General features: G+C 63.5%; 17 protein-coding genes. 14 read left to right on the forward strand and 3 right to left on the reverse strand.

What is annotated here, in order from left to right; all coding sequences use genetic code 11:
- Position 1: 1 nt before the first annotated feature.
- A complete protein-coding gene (gene hisG, locus HH302_RS17405) occupies positions 2-649 on the forward strand; it encodes an ATP phosphoribosyltransferase (protein WP_172203533.1) in 648 nt (215 codons plus the stop codon).
- Positions 646-1,950, forward strand: coding sequence for a histidinol dehydrogenase (gene hisD, locus HH302_RS17410; protein WP_172203534.1), 1,305 nt, complete (start codon positions 646-648; stop codon positions 1,948-1,950). The genes hisG and hisD overlap by 4 nt, the downstream gene beginning before the upstream one ends.
- A 51-nt stretch (positions 1,951-2,001) precedes the next feature.
- Here the strand turns inward: hisD and hisC are convergent, their stop codons facing one another.
- Entirely contained in the window at positions 2,002-3,066 is a 1,065-nt protein-coding gene (gene hisC, locus HH302_RS17415; protein WP_172203535.1) for a histidinol-phosphate transaminase, read from the reverse strand.
- Between the two features lie 129 nt (positions 3,067-3,195).
- Between hisC and hisB the strand changes: the two genes are divergently transcribed.
- From hisB to tatC, 10 genes are all read left to right on the forward strand, one after another.
- Positions 3,196-3,783, forward strand: a complete 588-nt coding sequence (hisB, locus tag HH302_RS17420; protein WP_172203536.1) for an imidazoleglycerol-phosphate dehydratase HisB — start codon at positions 3,196-3,198, stop codon at positions 3,781-3,783.
- Positions 3,784-3,790: 7 nt separating this feature from the next.
- Positions 3,791-4,423: an imidazole glycerol phosphate synthase subunit HisH gene (hisH, locus tag HH302_RS17425; RefSeq protein ID WP_172203537.1), complete on the forward strand. Its 633-nt coding sequence runs from the start codon at positions 3,791-3,793 to the stop codon at positions 4,421-4,423.
- A gap of 90 nt (positions 4,424-4,513) precedes the next feature.
- On the forward strand, positions 4,514-5,266 hold the full coding sequence (hisA, locus tag HH302_RS17430) for a 1-(5-phosphoribosyl)-5-[(5-phosphoribosylamino)methylideneamino]imidazole-4-carboxamide isomerase (protein WP_172203538.1): 753 nt from the start codon (positions 4,514-4,516) through the stop codon (positions 5,264-5,266).
- A 3-nt stretch (positions 5,267-5,269) separates the two neighbouring features.
- Positions 5,270-6,028, forward strand: coding sequence for an imidazole glycerol phosphate synthase subunit HisF (gene hisF, locus HH302_RS17435; RefSeq protein WP_172203539.1), 759 nt, complete (start codon positions 5,270-5,272; stop codon positions 6,026-6,028).
- An 8-nt stretch (positions 6,029-6,036) separates the two neighbouring features.
- Positions 6,037-6,429 (forward strand): phosphoribosyl-AMP cyclohydrolase, encoded by a 393-nt coding sequence (hisI, locus tag HH302_RS17440; RefSeq protein ID WP_172203540.1) that lies wholly within the window; start codon positions 6,037-6,039, stop codon positions 6,427-6,429.
- Positions 6,426-6,752: a phosphoribosyl-ATP diphosphatase gene (locus tag HH302_RS17445; protein ID WP_172203541.1), complete on the forward strand. Its 327-nt coding sequence runs from the start codon at positions 6,426-6,428 to the stop codon at positions 6,750-6,752. The genes hisI and HH302_RS17445 overlap by 4 nt, the downstream gene beginning before the upstream one ends.
- The gene (locus HH302_RS17450) at positions 6,749-7,096 is read left to right on the forward strand and encodes a histidine triad nucleotide-binding protein (protein WP_172203542.1); all 348 of its coding nucleotides are present in this window, start codon (positions 6,749-6,751) and stop codon (positions 7,094-7,096) included. Before HH302_RS17445 ends, HH302_RS17450 begins: the two co-directional genes overlap by 4 nt.
- Before the next feature lie 12 nt (positions 7,097-7,108).
- Positions 7,109-7,333: a Sec-independent protein translocase subunit TatA gene (gene tatA / locus HH302_RS17455; protein ID WP_172203543.1), complete on the forward strand. Its 225-nt coding sequence runs from the start codon at positions 7,109-7,111 to the stop codon at positions 7,331-7,333.
- 69 nt (positions 7,334-7,402) lie between these two features.
- Complete coding sequence (tatB, locus tag HH302_RS17460; protein WP_172203544.1) at positions 7,403-7,891, forward strand: Sec-independent protein translocase protein TatB; 489 nt, start codon at positions 7,403-7,405, stop codon at positions 7,889-7,891.
- Positions 7,892-7,899: 8 nt separating this feature from the next.
- Entirely contained in the window at positions 7,900-8,649 is a 750-nt protein-coding gene (tatC, locus tag HH302_RS17465; RefSeq protein WP_172203545.1) for a twin-arginine translocase subunit TatC, read from the forward strand.
- Between the two features lie 40 nt (positions 8,650-8,689).
- Here the strand turns inward: tatC and HH302_RS17470 are convergent, their stop codons facing one another.
- Positions 8,690-9,862 carry a trypsin-like peptidase domain-containing protein gene (locus HH302_RS17470; RefSeq protein ID WP_172203546.1) on the reverse strand — a complete coding sequence of 391 codons (1,173 nt, stop codon included), beginning with the start codon at positions 9,860-9,862 and terminating at the stop codon, positions 8,690-8,692.
- A gap of 89 nt (positions 9,863-9,951) precedes the next feature.
- Between HH302_RS17470 and HH302_RS17475 the strand changes: the two genes are divergently transcribed.
- Positions 9,952-10,698, forward strand: coding sequence for a Nif3-like dinuclear metal center hexameric protein (locus HH302_RS17475; RefSeq protein WP_172203547.1), 747 nt, complete (start codon positions 9,952-9,954; stop codon positions 10,696-10,698).
- Positions 10,699-10,712: 14 nt separating this feature from the next.
- On the opposite strand, the gene HH302_RS17480 is transcribed toward HH302_RS17475, so the two are convergent.
- Positions 10,713-12,833 (reverse strand): FimV family protein, encoded by a 2,121-nt coding sequence (locus tag HH302_RS17480; RefSeq protein ID WP_172203548.1) that lies wholly within the window; start codon positions 12,831-12,833, stop codon positions 10,713-10,715.
- 464 nt (positions 12,834-13,297) lie between these two features.
- Here HH302_RS17480 and pflB point away from each other — a divergent pair, with 464 nt between their 5' ends.
- The gene (gene pflB / locus HH302_RS17485; RefSeq protein WP_172203549.1) at positions 13,298-15,553 is read left to right on the forward strand and encodes a formate C-acetyltransferase; all 2,256 of its coding nucleotides are present in this window, start codon (positions 13,298-13,300) and stop codon (positions 15,551-15,553) included.
- Positions 15,554-15,558: the final 5 nt, after the last annotated feature.

Genomic DNA, 15,558 nt, shown 5'->3' on the forward strand with positions numbered 1-15,558 from the left:
TATGGCCTTTGATGGCATCACGCTTGCGCTCTCGAAAGGGCGCATCTTTGAAGACACGCTGCCGCTCCTGGCTGCCGCCGGAATCACGCCGATCGATGACCCGGAGAAGTCGCGCAAACTGATCATCGACACCAACCGGCCGGACGTCCGCTTGGTCATCGTTCGTGCGAGCGACACGCCGACCTATGTGCAGTACGGCGCGGCCGATCTCGGCATTGCCGGCAAGGACGTGCTGATCGAACACGGTGGCGCAGGGCTCTACCAGCCGCTCGATCTGAAGATCGCGCGCTGCCGCATGTGCGTTGCGGTGCCGAAAGGCTTTGACTACGCCGCGGCGGTGCAGCGTGGTGCGCGTATCCGCGTCGCGACGAAGTACATGCAGACTGCGCGCGACCACTTCGCGAGCAAGGGTGTGCATGTCGACCTGATCAAGCTGTATGGCTCGATGGAACTCGCGCCCTTGGTCGGGCTGGCTGACGCGATCGTCGATCTGGTTTCCAGCGGCGGCACGCTGCGCGCGAACAATCTGGTCGAGGTTGAGGAAATCATGGCGATCAGCTCGCGGCTGGTGGTGAACCAGGCTTCGCTGAAGATGAAGCATGCGCTGCTGCAACCTGTGATTGATGCGTTTGCCGGGGTGGTCAAATGACCGGAATCCTGCGTCTTTCGTCGGCCGAAGCCGGTTTCGACGCGCGGCTTTCGAAGTTGCTCGCGTTCGAGGCCTCGACGGATGAAGCGGTCGAGCGCGCGGTCAGCGAAATCCTGGCCGCTGTGCGCCTGGAGGGCGATGCGGCGGTGCTTGCCTACACCCGTCGTTTCGACGGCGTGGAGGGCGCGTCGCTTGCCGAACTCGAACTCTCTCGCGCCGATCTCGATGCGGCCCTGGCGGGTTTGCCGGCGGCGCAGCGCACCGCACTCGAAGAGGCTGCTGCACGGGTCCGCGCCTACCACGAGCGCCAGCCGCTAACGAGCTGGGACTATGAAGAGGCCGACGGCACGCGTCTTGGTCAGCAGGTCACCCCGCTTGACCGCGCCGGACTCTACGTTCCCGGTGGCAAGGCGGCGTATCCAAGCTCGGTGCTGATGAACGCGATCCCGGCCAAAGTCGCGGGTGTGCGCGAATTGATCATGGTGGTGCCGACGCCGCGCGGCGAGCGCAATGCGCTGGTGCTGGCCGCTGCTGCGGTGGCGGGCGTCGATCGCGTGTTTACGATCGGCGGCGCTCAGGCGGTTGCTGCGCTGGCTTACGGCACGCAGACGATCCCCCAGGTGGACAAGATCGTCGGCCCGGGCAACGCCTATGTGGCGGCAGCCAAGCGTCGCGTATTTGGCACGGTGGGCATCGACATGGTGGCCGGCCCGTCCGAAGTGCTGATCATCTCTGATGGCAGTGGCAACCCCGATTGGGTGGCGATGGATCTGTTCGCGCAGGCCGAGCACGATGAGATGGCGCAGTCGATTTTGTTGTGTCCCGACGCGGCCTTCCTTGATGCAGTGGCGGCGTCGATCGACAAGCTGCTGCCGACGATGCCGCGTGCCGCAACGATCCGCACCTCGCTCGATAACCGCGGCGCGTTGATTCGCGTGCGCGATCTCGATGAGGCCTGCGAGATCGCGAACCAGATTGCGCCCGAGCACCTGGAGCTGTCGGTCGAGGACGCCGACCCGCTGGTCGCAAAGATCCGTCATGCCGGCGCGATTTTCGTTGGCCACTGGTCGGTTGAGGCGCTGGGGGACTACTGCGCTGGCCCGAACCATGTGCTGCCGACTTCTCGCAGTGCGCGCTTCTCGTCGCCGCTCGGCGTGTACGACTTCCAGAAGCGCAGCTCGGTGATCCGGATGTCGAAGGCTGGCGCGCAGCGCCTGGGCAAAACAGCGTCAATCCTCGCGCACGGAGAAGGGTTACAGGCACACGCGAGATCCGCCGAGTTGCGGGTCGAAGCGGACTGAAACAAAACGGCCGCCCTCGGGCGGCCGTTTTACTTGTGCCGGTGCGCCAGCTCAGCCGGCGAGAATCTCGGCCAGTGCTTGCAGCAGCGTGTCGCACTGCGCGTCGGTGCCGATCGTGATGCGCAGGAACTGCTCGATTCGCGGCTGACGGAAGTGCCGCACGATAATGCTGCGTTCGCGGAGTTGCGCCGCGAGCTGAGCGGCATCGCGTTGAGGATGTCGTGCAAAGATGAAGTTGGCGGCGGACGGCAGCACCTCGAAGCCGAGGCCTGCGAGTGCATCCACGAGCCGCGTCCGGCTCGCGACGACCTTGTCGCAGCACGCACGGAAATACGCGTCGTCTTCAAACGCCGCGACCGCGCCGGCGATCGCCAGCCGGTCAAGCGGATAGGAGTTGAAGCTGTTCTTCACCCGCTCAAGGGCCTCGATCAGATCAGGATGGCCCGCCGCGAAGCCAACACGCAGGCCTGCGAGCGAGCGCGACTTCGATAGCGTTTGCACCACCAACAGATTGGGGAAGCGATCGATCAGGCTGATTGCGCTCTCGCCGCCGAAATCGACATAGGCTTCGTCAACGACTACGACTGAATTGGTGTTGTGTTCCAGCAGGCGTTCGATTTCGCTCAGCGGCAGCAGGCAGCCGGTCGGGGCGTTCGGGTTCGGGAAAATGATCCCGCCATTGGTGCGGCCGATGTAATCGTCGATGCGGATGCCGAAATGGTCATCGAGCGGCACGATGCCCGGCTCGATGCCGTAAAGGCCGCAATAGACCGGATAGAAGCTGTAGGAAATGTCCGGGAACAGCAACGGCGCGTCGTGCTTGAGCAGCGCCATGAATGCGTGCGCCAGCACCTCGTCCGAACCATTGCCGACGAAGACCTGCGCCGGGGTAATGCCATGGTGGGCGGCGATCGCGGCCTTGAGCCGATCGGCGTTTGGATCCGGGTAAAGGCGTAGCGAGTCCCCGGCCTCGGCGGCGATGGCTTCCAGCGCACGGGGGCTCGGGCCGTAGGGGTTCTCGTTGGTATTGAGCTTGACCAGGTTGGCCAGCTTGGGCTGTTCGCCCGGTACGTACGGCGTCAGGCCTCGGACGACGTCACTCCAGAAACGGCTCATGGTGATCTTGGCGAGTGGAAAATTCGGGGGTCGTGGCGAGCCTGCAACACTGCTGCGGCGCAACGAGGCAATGCTATCATGGCCCTTCGATCCCAACCCCCGATGGGCGTTCCCGCCCGATAGTGCGCCATGCGGCAAGTCGAAGTCACCCGTAACACGCTCGAGACCCGTATCACCGTGCGGCTCAACCTGGACGGCACCGGTCAGTCCAAGCTCGCCACCGGAATCGGGTTCTTTGATCACATGCTCGATCAAATCGCCCGCCACGGCCTGATCGACCTGGACGTTCAATGTGAAGGCGACCTGCATATCGATGGCCACCACACGGTGGAAGACGTCGGTATCGCGATCGGCCAGGCCTTTGCCAAAGCGGTCGGCGACAAGAAAGGTCTCACCCGTTACGGTCACGCCTATGTGCCGCTCGACGAGGCGCTGTCGCGCGTCGTGGTCGACCTTTCCGGTCGTCCAGGGCTCGAACTGCACTGCGACTTCACGGCGGGCATGATCGGCGGGCTGGATACCCAGCTTGTGCACGAGTTCTTCCAGGGCTTTGTGAACCACGCGGGTGTCACGCTGCATATCGATAACCTGCGTGGTCGCAATGCGCACCACCAGTGCGAAACCATCTTCAAGGCTTTTGCCCGTGCGCTGCGCATGGCAACGACGGAAGACCCCCGCGCTGCGGGCATGATGCCGTCGACCAAAGGTTCGCTCTGAGGTCGCGATGAAGATTGCCGTTGTTGATTACGGGATGGGCAACCTGCGCTCGGTGGCCAAGGCGCTCGAGCATGTTGCGCCTGAGGCGCAGGTGATTGTTACTGCCGAGCCGGCTCAGCTTGACGCCGCCGATCGCGTGGTCGTGCCGGGGCAGGGCGCGCTGCACGATTGCATGCGCGAGTTCCTCGCGCGTGGCCTGCGCGATGCGGTGGAACGTGCTTCGCGCAGCAAGCCGTTTCTGGGCGTCTGCGTCGGGATGCAGATGCTGTTCGATCATGGCGAGGAGGGCGACACCGCCGGCCTCGGCTTGATCGGTGGTGAGGTGCCGAAGTTCTCTTCGGCCATGACGGCCGGAGACGGAAGTCATCTCAAGGTGCCACATATGGGCTGGAACGAGGTCGAGGCGCTGCGCGCGCATCCCCTGTTCGACGGCATCGCGCCGAACGCCCGGTTCTACTTCGTGCATAGCTTCTACTGCGCGCCGCGCGACGCGGCCGATGCGGTGGCTCGCACGCACTACGGCATTGCCTTTACCAGTGCGGTGGCGCGGGATAATATTTTTGCGACCCAGTTCCACCCGGAGAAGAGCGCTGCTGCAGGGCTGCAGCTGCTCGCGAACTTCGTGCGCTGGAAGCCCTGAGGCCGGTTCCAACTTCCAACAGGTGCGAATGGATCGAAGCCGTGTTGCTTCGGGCGCGCCAACTACCAACCTAGCTGCGTTGACCTGACTATGCTCCTGATTCCCGCGATCGACCTCAAGGACGGACACTGCGTGCGCCTCAAACAGGGCGACATGGAAGATGTGACCGTATTTTCTGAAGATCCGGCTGAAATGGCTCGCCACTGGCTCGCCCAGGGCGCGCGTCGGCTCCACCTCGTCGATCTCAACGGGGCTGTTGCAGGCAAGCCGAAGAACGAAGGCGTCATCAAGCAGATCGTCGCTGCCGTGGGCGATGACATCCCGGTGCAGCTCGGTGGCGGCATTCGTGACCTGGATACGATCGAGCGTTACCTCGACGATGGCATCAGCTACGTCATCATTGGCACCGCTGCGGTGAAGAACCCCGGTTTCCTGCACGATGCGTGCAGCGCCTTCCCGGGCCATATCATCGTCGGCATCGACGCGAAGGATGGCAAGGTGGCGGTGGATGGCTGGTCGAAGCTCACCGGCCATGACGTGATCGACCTCGCCAAGAAGTTCGAGGATTACGGTGTCGAATCGGTCATCTACACCGACATCGGCCGTGACGGCATGCTCGGCGGCGTGAATATCGAGGCCACCGTGAAGCTCGCCCAGGCGCTGCGCATTCCTGTGATCGCCAGCGGCGGCATCGGCAGCCTTGCCGATATCGACGCCTTGTGCGCGGTCGAAGAAGAGGGCGTGATCGGGGCAATTACCGGCCGTGCGATCTACGAAGGCAAGTTCGACTTCAAGGTCGCGCAGGCGCGCGCCGATGAGCTCAACGGCGTGACGGAAGGCTGATTCATGCTGGCCAAACGCATCATCCCCTGTCTCGATGTCAACGCCGGGCGCGTGGTCAAGGGCGTGAACTTCGTCGAGCTGCGTGATGCGGGTGACCCGGTCGAGATCGCGCGTCGCTACGACGACCAGGGCGCGGACGAGATCACCTTTCTCGACATCACGGCCAGTTCCGACGACCGCGACATCATCCTGCATGTGGTTGAGCAAGTCGCGGAGCAGGTCTTCATCCCGCTGACGGTCGGCGGTGGCGTGCGTGAAGTCGCCGATGTGCGGCGCCTGCTCAACGCGGGTGCCGACAAGGTTTCGATGAACACTGCCGCGGTGAACAACCCGCAACTGGTGGCGGATGCCTCAGGCAAGGTCGGCTCGCAATGTATCGTCGTTGCGATCGACGCCAAGCAGGTCGCGCCGGGCAAGTGGCAGGTCTTTACGCATGGCGGCCGCAAAAACACCGGGCTCGACGCCATCGAGTGGGCGCAGCGGGTTGCGGCACTCGGCGCGGGCGAGATCCTGCTGACCAGCATGGATCGCGATGGCACGAAGAACGGTTTCGACCTTGGCCTGACGCGCGCAGTGTCAGATGCGGTGTCGATTCCCGTCATCGCGAGCGGCGGTGTCGGCAATCTGCAGCATCTGGCCGACGGTGTCACCGAAGGCCGTGCCGACGCGGTGCTCGCGGCGAGCATCTTTCACTTCGGCCAGCACACGGTGCGCGAAGCCAAGGAGTTCATGCGTAGCCAAGGCATTGAGGTGCGACTGTGAACGCGGCCGTGACGGAAACCCGCTGGCTCAACGAAGTCACTTGGGACGACCAGGGCCTCGTGCCGGTGATCGCGCAGGATGCCGATACCGGTGACGTGCTGATGTTCGCATGGATGAACCGCGACGCACTGGCTCGCACCGTCGAGACCGGCGAGGCGGTGTACTGGAGCCGCTCGCGCCGCAAGATCTGGCACAAGGGTGAGGAGTCGGGCCATGTGCAGCGCGTGCGCGAAATCCGCCTCGATTGCGACGGCGATGTCGTGCTGTTGAAGATCGAGCAGGAGGGCGGCATCGCTTGCCATACTGGTCGGCGTTCCTGCTTCTTCACCCGCCTGCACGATGGTGCGCAGTGGCAGGCGGTCGATCCGGTTCTCAAAGACCCGAAGGACATCTACAAATGATCGACCCGGAAGTGCTGCAGCGCCTCGGGCGCACGCTCGCCGAACGCAAGGGTGCATCGGCGGACAGTTCTTATGTCGCGAGCCTGTATGCCAAGGGGACCGACGCGATCTGCAAGAAAGTCGCCGAAGAGGCGGCCGAGACCATCATGGCCGCCAAGGATGGTGACTTGCGCCATATCGTTTACGAAGTGACGGATCTCTGGTTCCACAGCATGGTGTTGCTGTCCCAGTTCGGCCTGTCGGTTGACGATGTGCTGGTCGAATTCCGTCGTCGCGAGGGCATCTCGGGCATCGACGAAAAGGCCGCCCGGGTGCAGCCATGAGCGACTGTATTTTCTGCCGCATCGCACGCGGAGAGATCCCGGCGGCAAAAGTCTACGAAGACGAACTCGTGCTGGCGTTCAAGGACATCCGTCCGATCGCCCCGGTGCACGTGCTTGTAATCCCGAAACAACACATCGAGTCGCTCGCTACTGCGACGGTTGACGACGCCGAAGTGCTTGGACGCCTTTTCTCCGTCGTGGGAAAAATTGCTGCCGAGCAAGGCGCGACCGATGGATTCCGCACGATCATCAACTCGGGCAAGGTGGGTGGACAGGAGGTGTATCATCTCCACGCCCACATCATTGGCGGCGGTGCACCGTTGCCAGCCATGATCAAGTATTGAGGAGCGCTTCAAATGGGTTCATTCAGCATCTGGCACTGGCTGATCGTGCTGGTCATCGTTCTTCTCGTGTTCGGCACCAAGAAGCTTCGCAACATCGGCGAGGATCTAGGCGGCGCGGTGAAGGGCTTCAAGCAGGGCATGCGTGAAGGCAGCGATGCGGCCGCGGGTTCGGCCGACACGGCTCAGATCGCCAAGCAGACCATCGACGCCCCTGCGCGCGAGAAGGAAAAGAGCTGATCGCCCTCTGCGTGATCGACTGCAGGGCGCCGCTGGCGGCGCCCTTTCCGTTTCTGAGCGAGCCCTTGCATGTTTGACGTTGGATTCTCCGAGCTGATGGTGATCGGGTTGGTGGCACTGGTTGTCATCGGCCCGGAAAAGCTGCCGCGCGTTGCGCGCACGATCGGGCATCTGCTCGGTCGCATGCAACGCCATGTTGCGGAGGTGAAAGCCGACATCAGCCGTGAGATCCAGCTCGACGAAATGCGTCGCCTGCAATCTCAAGTGGTTGAGTCGGCGCGTGAAGTCGAAAGCTCGATCCGCGAGCAGGCGCGCGAATTCGAAGAGAGCATGCGTCCCGTCGCCGCCGAGGTCGAATCCGCAGTGGCCACCGGTGTCAGCGAGGTGACCGCGCCACAAGTCGAGCAGCTCAGCGAGCTCGCGCCGGTGCAGGTCGCGAAAGCTGAGGCGGCTACTGAAGCGCCGCTTGTCGAAAGCACGGCGGAAGAGCCGACCCACAACGATTCGCAGCTCGATCTGTTCGGACAGCCCGCTGCGGGTGACTTAACCCGACGCTAAGCCCGGCCATGTCAGATCTTCAAGAAGAGAGTTTCATCTCGCACCTGATCGAGTTGCGTACTCGCCTGGTGCGGGCCGCTGCGGCGTTCCTGATCGTATTCCTGTGCCTGATGCCTTTTGCGTCGCACATCTACGATCTGCTCGCTGCGCCGATGATGCAGACCTTGCCGCAAGGCACACGCATGATTGCGACGGGTGTCGTGACACCCTTTTTCGTGCCGATCAAGGTCACGATGATGGCGGCCTTCGTTGTCGCCTTACCGTTCATTCTCTGGCAGGCCTGGGCCTTCATCGCGCCCGGGCTCTATGCGCACGAGAAGCGCCTGGCTGCGCCGCTGGTGATCGCCAGCACGCTGCTCTTCCTGCTCGGCATGGCGTTCTGCTACTTCTTCGTGTTTCGCACGGTGTTTACCTTCATCACGCAATTTGCGCCGAAGAGCATCACACCGGCGCCGGACATCGAGCAGTACCTGGCTTTCGTGATGACCATGTTCCTCGCTTTCGGCATGACGTTTGAAGTGCCGGTGGTGGTGATCCTGCTGGTCAAGGCGGGCCTGGTGACCGTCGAGAAACTGAAGGAAATCCGCTCCTACGTCATCGTCGGCGCTTTTGTCGTCGCAGCTGTCATCACCCCGCCAGACGTCACTTCTCAGATCATGCTGGCCGTGCCGATGTGTCTGCTCTACGAGGCGGGCATCCTGGTGGCGCGCTTCATGTCGCCAAGGCCTGACGCCCCGGCGGTTCAAGGGCGCGATTGAGCGAAGCCCCCGGGCGCGAGCGGCTTGCAGCCTCAGCGCCTTAGCTACCTGCGTCGGGCGGCGGGCGTTTTCCGATCTTCACGCGCGATTCCACCGTTTTCGCGCCGCGGCGTAGCGACAGCGTAGCGTCGGCGCCGGGTGGCAAAGCGGCGATCGTTTCGAGCATGCGTTGCGGCCCGCCCACCGCCTTGCCGTTGATCGATACCAGCAAATCGCCGGGCTCAACCCCGCCTTTGTCGGCCGGGCCGCCGTTGACGATGCCGGTTACCAGCGTGCCGTCCTGAGCCGGCAGCCCGAGGCTGACGGCTTGTTCTGCAGAGACCTCGCGGACCTCGACGCCGATCCAGCCGCGCGTGACTTCGCCATTCTTGATGATCTGCTCCATCACGTTGCGCGCCAGCGATGCCGGGATCGCGAAGCCGATACCCAGTGAGCCACCCGATCGTGAGTAGATTGCAGAGTTGATGCCGACGAGGTTGCCGCTTCCGTCCACAAGCGCGCCACCCGAATTGCCGGGGTTGATGGCGGCATCGGTCTGGATGAAGTGTTCGAACGTGCTGATCCCCAATTGCGACCGCCCCAGCGCACTGACGATGCCCATTGTGACGGTCTGGCCGACGCCAAAGGGGTTGCCGATGGCCAGCACCACGTCGCCAACCCTGAGGGCCTCGGGCGCCCCGAAGGTGACCGCCGGGAGCTTGTCCGCGGCAATGTGCAGCACAGCGAGATCGGTATCGGGGTCGCGACCGACCACGGTCGCGGCGAGCTTGCGACCGTCGTAGAGCGCGACTTCGATTTCGTCCGCCTGTTCGACGACATGGTTGTTGGTCAGGATATAACCGGAGGGGCTGGCGATGACCCCCGAGCCAAGCCCGGACGCCCTTCGCGACGCAGATGGATCGTTGCGGTCACCAAAGAAGTGCCGGAACAGAGGATCGTCGGCGAAAGGGTTGCGTGGCTGGCGCACTTCCTTGCTGGTAAATACGTGCACCACCGACGGCAGGGCTTTCGCCGCCGCCGGCGCATACGAGACTGCGGTATTGCCGGCGCCCGCCTGACTTCCGCTGGCCGCGGGTGGGGCTTCCTGTACCGGCACGAATTGCGCAAGCGTACGGCGGTCCGAAAACCAGCCCGGCTTCAGCGTGGTGAGCACGAAAACCACCGCCAGCGAGGCGGTGACGGCCTGGCAGAAGATCAGCCACAAGCGGCGCATAATCCAAAATTCCGAGTCGGGTAGCGCGGCCTCCCGGGTGCTGCGGCGCCTTGTGGTCGAATGCCCACCGTGGGGAGGGAGACAAAACAATGCATCGCGATGAACTGCAACGCTATCTGGACGAACTGCTGGGAGCCCCGCGGATCAAGGATTATTGCCCAAACGGTTTGCAGGTGGAAGGTCGCGCCGAGGTCCGCCGCCTGGTTTGCGGGGTGACCGCGAGCCTTGCGTTGATCGACGCTGCAATTGCGCACGATGCGGACGGCCTGCTGGTGCATCACGGCTATTTCTGGCGCGGCGAAGATCCGCGAGTCATTGCAACGCGCCGCCGTCGCCTGGCGCGCCTGCTTGGCCACGATCTGAACCTGTACGCCTATCACTTGCCGCTCGATGTGCACCCGGAGTTGGGCAACAACGCTCAGCTTGCCCGCGTGATGGGCTGGGAGGCGGTGGCCCACTTTGGCGATCAGGATGTCGGGGTGATCGGTCGATTGCCGGGGCCAACCTCACTGGATCAGGTGGCCCGTTCGCTCGCCGCGCGGCTCGGCCGCGAGCCGCTGGTGGTGGGCGATGCGGCTGGCGAGATCGAGCGCATCGCCTGGTGCACTGGAGCGGCGCAAGGCATGTTCGAGGCCGCCATTGCGGCGGGCGCCGAACTCTTTGTGTCGGGTGAAGTTTCGGAACCGACCGTGCATCTCGCGCGCGAAAGCGGTGTCCCCTACATTGCCGCTGGCCATCATGCGACGGAACGTTACGGCGTGCATGCACTGGGCGCCCATCTGCAAGCGCAACTGGGCATTCACTGCGTCTTCGTGGATATCGACAACCCGGTCTGAGTCGTCACTGCGACCTACTGGTCGCGCGGTTTGAGCGGCGGGAGTTCTTCGTCGAGGTTGAACTCGATCATCGACTCGGTGCGTTCCGGCTCGAATGCGGGTGCGGGGGCACGCGGGCGCGAAGGCGGCAGGGCGTGCTCATCGAAAGTGATTTCGTCTGGCAACGCGGCGCTGTTGACCTCGGTGGCCACCGTGCTCGGACCGGCGGCCGTCTCGCTCGGAGGCGGTGGGGGTGTCTCCATCGCCGCAAGTTCTTCCGGTGTTGGCTTGAACGCGCCGAGCTCAATTTCCAGTACGCCGTTGAGGCAGAGGATGTCGTCAACGATGCCGAGCGGGAATCCTTGGCGCGTGCCCTTGCGGTTGTCGCGCAGCAGCGTGTGCAGATAGACCTGACACTCGCGCGTGCGCCAGGTGTTCAGGATGCGACCGATGATGTGGCCCATCTGTTCGACCGACTCGTTGGCCTCCTTGACCTGATCGAACTCTTCCCAGGTAACCGCCTTGACGTTGAAGGTCTTGTTCAACTGGCCGGCGAGTGCGTCGAATTCGACCCGCATCGATGCAGCCTTGTAGACCTCAAGCAACTTGATCCACGGGCGTACGGCCTGCTTCGGATTGGCGCGGATGAAATCGGCCAGCGTTTCAGCGGCACCTTGGACGCGCCCGAAAGACATCATGATCTCGGCGAGTTCAACCGCAGAATCGTGCTCTTCGACTTCGTCGTCGATGTGCAGCAGGCTGCTCGGTCCGAGCGCGCCCGGCGACAGGGTCGGCGGCGTCCAGTCGATGCTCTCGTGCGCGGCGCCCCCCATCGGAGGCGCGCCTTCGCGCTCCGGCCAGATATCGGCCGGGGTCAGCGGCTCCTCGCCTTCGAACTCGGCATCCTCTTCTTCCGGCGTTGGCTCCGGGCTGCCGGCGGCGGGTAGGGGCTCAACCGGAAGGATGCGGATCCGCCGGCGCCGCCACGCGAGACTGGCGGCAATCGCAGCCAGCACGAGCACCGTGCCGCCGGCAATCAGGCGCCAGTCGATTGGGGTTGCTGACGAGCTCAGGCGCGAGGGCGTGCCGCCGGCCCCGCTCTGCTGGGCGATCAGTCCTGCGAGGCGCTGGTTTTCCGCCTGCAGGCGCTGCTGTGCTGCTTCCAGTTGCCTGATGCGCTCATTGAGCTCGAGCGTGGTTGCAATCCGGTCGTCGATCGCGAGGATCAATTGCTGCTCGCGGCGCAGGCGCGACCGGGTCGATTCGTCTGGCACGGATTGCCGACGCGACTCGTCGAGTTCAAGCGACTGGCGCAGCGCGCCGTCTCCATCCTCGGTTGTGACGGTCAAGCGATCAGCCGACTTCGCCGCATCCCGCCGCGGGCGCGGCACGGGAGACGGTTCTGCCGGGCGCTCGGGGGTGACGCGACGTTCAGGGGCCGACTTCGGGGCTTTAGCCTCGGTCGGTGCTGCACGCGGAGCGGGCTTGGCGCCCGGCATCGGCACCTGAAGTTGCGTACCGGCCGGCAGCGCCGTCTGGGCGGCATTTGGATTGCCGGCAAACAATTCGGGATTCGCACGAACTATTTCGCGCGCGGTCCGGCGCTGCGCTGCGCGATCGCCGGGTACCAAGGCTGCGGCGATCGAAGCGGCGCTCTCGCCTTCCGCGGCGGTCCAGGTCTCAACGCGCCCGCGGGAAGCGGCCGGGCGGGCGGGTGGCAGTGCCGAAACGCCCTCCGCCGGCACAGTCCGTGGTGCGTCAACCGATGTGGGGCCCAGCAGCAATGCGTACTCGCGGCGCACCTGCACGCCGCAGTCCATCTGGACGCCCAGCATCAAGGCGGGGTCCTGGATCGCCTGACGGGTGGTCACGACCAGCGTGTGGCGGTTGCCGGTCTGCTCCAGCCGCATCTGAGCGCTGCGAACCCAGGGCAGATCGTCGCTCGCGCCGCTTGGCGTGAGCACACGGAAACACTCGTTTCCAAGTGCGCCGACATCATCGCCGACCAGCGCAATCTCGACACGAAGGGGCTGCGAGAGGCCGCTGCGCAGCGATGCTTCGCCAAGCCCGGCAGCTTGCGCGGCGACGCTCGCGCAAACAAGGGATGTGGCAAAGAGAGTGTGCCGTCCGGGCTTCAGGTACATGCGTTCGGTCACATGCGGCTGCATTGTTGTTGTGCGGGAGTGCACCTTCACCTTTGTTTCGGCCGAATTCAGGTGAACTTTAAGGCGATACCGTCTTCAAAGCGAGCAAATGGGCGCTTTGGCCAGCTATTGAGTAACAACAAAGGCGCCTGAAGGCTCGATTGTGCGGCGCGGAAAAGCCGCTAGGCCGACTAATGGCGTCATGTACGAAATTTATAGATTTCGCCATGCGCAATGATGTTTCGCATTATAGCAAACGCAAAGCGCAAAATCGTTGACCTGACTTTCTTGTTGTTGCCACTTAGGAGGCATACGCTGCACAGGTGAATTGACGGTTCCAGCGTGTGATCGCGTCAGCCGTGCGTGCGATGTCCGGTGCATCAATCGCCGCCGCGAACGTGCTTCGTCTGGCAACCCGGCTGACAGCGTGTCCCTTGGACACGGCGACAAATCAGAAATGCCACAGGAGGGCAATCATGGATGTAGCGGTCAAGAATGACACTCAGGTCGTAGGCGAACCCTGGCGCGGCTTCGTCGAAGGGCGCTGGCAGAAGGAAGTCGACGTGCGCGACTTCATCCAGCGTAACTACACCCCGTACGAAGGTGATGACAGTTTCGTTTGCGGCGCGACCGACCGCATCAAGACCCTCTGGGCAAAGCTCCAGCCGCTGCTGGCTGAAGAGCGCGAGAAGGGCATCCTGGATGTCTCGCAGATTCCGTCCGGCATCACCGCGCACGCCCCCGGCTATATCGACAAGGATCTGGAACTGGTCGTCGGCCTGCAGACCGAAGCGCCGCTGAAGCGCGCGATCATGCCGTACGGCGGCTGGCGGATGGTCGAGACCTCGCTTGAGGCCTACGGCTACAAGGCCGATCCGCGCGTTGCCGAGATCTTCACCAAGTACCGCAAGACCCACAACGCCGGCGTGTTCGATGCCTACACCCCGAGCATCCTGGCGTGCCGCAAGTCCGGCATCGTCACCGGTTTGCCCGACGCTTACGGCCGCGGCCGCATCATCGGCGACTACCGCCGTGTTGCGCTGTACGGCGTGGACTTCCTGATCGCTGCGAAGAAGCGCGAAAAGGCTGAACTGAACGACGTCCATTCGACCGAAGACGTGATCCGTGCCCGCGAGGAGCTCTCGGAGCAAATCCGCTCGCTCGCCGAACTCAAGGAAATGGCCGCCAACTACGGCTGCGACATCTCCAAGCCGGCCGCGACCGCGCAGCAAGCGGTGCAGTGGACCTACTTCGGCTACCTCGCTGCGATCAAGCAGCAGAACGGCGCCGCGATGTCGGTGGGCCGCGTGTCGACCTTCCTCGATGTGTACTTCGAGCGTGACCTGAAGGAAGGCCGCATCACCGAGCAGTTCGCCCAGGAAGTCATGGACGACTTCGTGATGAAGCTGCGTCTGGTCCGCTTCCTGCGCACGCCGGAATACAACGAGCTGTTCTCGGGCGACCCGGTGTGGGCGACCGAATCGATCGGCGGCATGGCCGAAGACGGCCGCACCCTGGTCACCAAGACCAGCTTCCGCATGCTGAACACCCTCTACACGCTGGGACCGGCGCCGGAGCCGAACCTCACCGTGTTCTGGACGCCGGCGCTGCCGGAAGGCTTCAAGCGCTTCTGCGCGAAGGTGTCGATCGACACGTCGTCGATCCAGTACGAGTCGGACGAACTGATGCGCCCGCGTTGGGGCGATGACTGCGCGATCGCCTGCTGCGTGTCCGCAATGCGCGTCGGCAAGCAGATGCAGTTCTTCGGTGCCCGTGTGAACCTCGCCAAGACCATGCTTTACGCGATCAACGGCGGCCGCGATGAAATCTCCGGCGAGCAGGTCGGCCCGGTGCTGCCCCCGCTCGAAGGCGATTACCTCGACTACGACACCGTGATGGCCCGTCTCGACACGATGATGGACTGGCTCGCGAAGACCTACGTGAATGCGCTGAACATCATTCACTACATGCACGACAAGTACGCGTACGAAGCGATCGAGATGGCGCTGCATGATCGCGACATCCTGCGCACGATGGCCTGCGGTATCGCTGGTCTGTCGCACGCGGCGGACAGCCTCTCGGCGATCAAGTTCGGCAAGGTCAAGGTGGTGCGCGACGAGCGCGGCCTGATCGTCGACTACGTCACCGAAGGCGACTTCCCGTGCTACGGCAACAACGACGACCGTGTGGATGAAATCGCCACCGGCCTCGTGACGACCATGATGGACAAGATCCGCAAGTACCCGACGTATCGCAACGCGATGCACACCCAGTCGGTGCTGACGATCACCTCCAACGTGGTGTACGGCAAGAAGACCGGCTCGACGCCGGACGGCCGCAAGAAGGGCGAAGCCTTCGCGCCGGGTGCCAACCCGTCGAACCAGAAGGACACGCACGGTGCGCTGGCCGCGATGATGTCGGTTGCCAAGATCCCGTACGAAGACGCCGCTGACGGCATCTCGCTGACGCTGTCCTACTCGCCGAGCGCGCTCGGTTCGTCGGAAGAGCGCACCGAGAAGCTCAAGGGCAGCCTTGATGGCTACTTCGGCAGCGAAGGCTTCCACGTCAACGTGAACGTGCTCAACCGCGATATGCTGGTCGATGCGATGGAGCACCCGGAAAAGTATCCGCAGCTGACCATCCGTGTTTCTGGCTATGCGGTGAACTTCGTCAAGCTGACGCGTGAGCAGCAGATGGACGTGATCAACCGTACCTTCCACGGTTCCATGTAAGGAGA

The sequence above is a fragment of the Niveibacterium sp. COAC-50 genome, assembly GCF_013184235.1.
Lineage (GTDB): Bacteria > Pseudomonadota > Gammaproteobacteria > Burkholderiales > Rhodocyclaceae > Niveibacterium > Niveibacterium microcysteis.

Coding starts and splice junctions, on each gene's coding strand:
- hisD (WP_172203534.1), top strand. CDS start 646: ATGACCGGAATCCTGCGTCTTTCGTCGGCCGAAGCCGGTTTCGACGCG.
- hisG (WP_172203533.1), top strand. CDS start 2: ATGGCCTTTGATGGCATCACGCTTGCGCTCTCGAAAGGGCGCATCTTT.
- tatC (WP_172203545.1), top strand. CDS start 7,900: ATGTCAGATCTTCAAGAAGAGAGTTTCATCTCGCACCTGATCGAGTTG.
- hisA (WP_172203538.1), top strand. CDS start 4,514: ATGCTCCTGATTCCCGCGATCGACCTCAAGGACGGACACTGCGTGCGC.
- hisF (WP_172203539.1), top strand. CDS start 5,270: ATGCTGGCCAAACGCATCATCCCCTGTCTCGATGTCAACGCCGGGCGC.
- hisH (WP_172203537.1), top strand. CDS start 3,791: ATGAAGATTGCCGTTGTTGATTACGGGATGGGCAACCTGCGCTCGGTG.
- hisB (WP_172203536.1), top strand. CDS start 3,196: ATGCGGCAAGTCGAAGTCACCCGTAACACGCTCGAGACCCGTATCACC.
- tatB (WP_172203544.1), top strand. CDS start 7,403: ATGTTTGACGTTGGATTCTCCGAGCTGATGGTGATCGGGTTGGTGGCA.
- HH302_RS17445 (WP_172203541.1), top strand. CDS start 6,426: ATGATCGACCCGGAAGTGCTGCAGCGCCTCGGGCGCACGCTCGCCGAA.
- HH302_RS17470 (WP_172203546.1), bottom strand. CDS start 9,862: ATGCGCCGCTTGTGGCTGATCTTCTGCCAGGCCGTCACCGCCTCGCTG.
- pflB (WP_172203549.1), top strand. CDS start 13,298: ATGGATGTAGCGGTCAAGAATGACACTCAGGTCGTAGGCGAACCCTGG.
- tatA (WP_172203543.1), top strand. CDS start 7,109: ATGGGTTCATTCAGCATCTGGCACTGGCTGATCGTGCTGGTCATCGTT.
- HH302_RS17475 (WP_172203547.1), top strand. CDS start 9,952: ATGCATCGCGATGAACTGCAACGCTATCTGGACGAACTGCTGGGAGCC.
- HH302_RS17450 (WP_172203542.1), top strand. CDS start 6,749: ATGAGCGACTGTATTTTCTGCCGCATCGCACGCGGAGAGATCCCGGCG.
- hisC (WP_172203535.1), bottom strand. CDS start 3,066: ATGAGCCGTTTCTGGAGTGACGTCGTCCGAGGCCTGACGCCGTACGTA.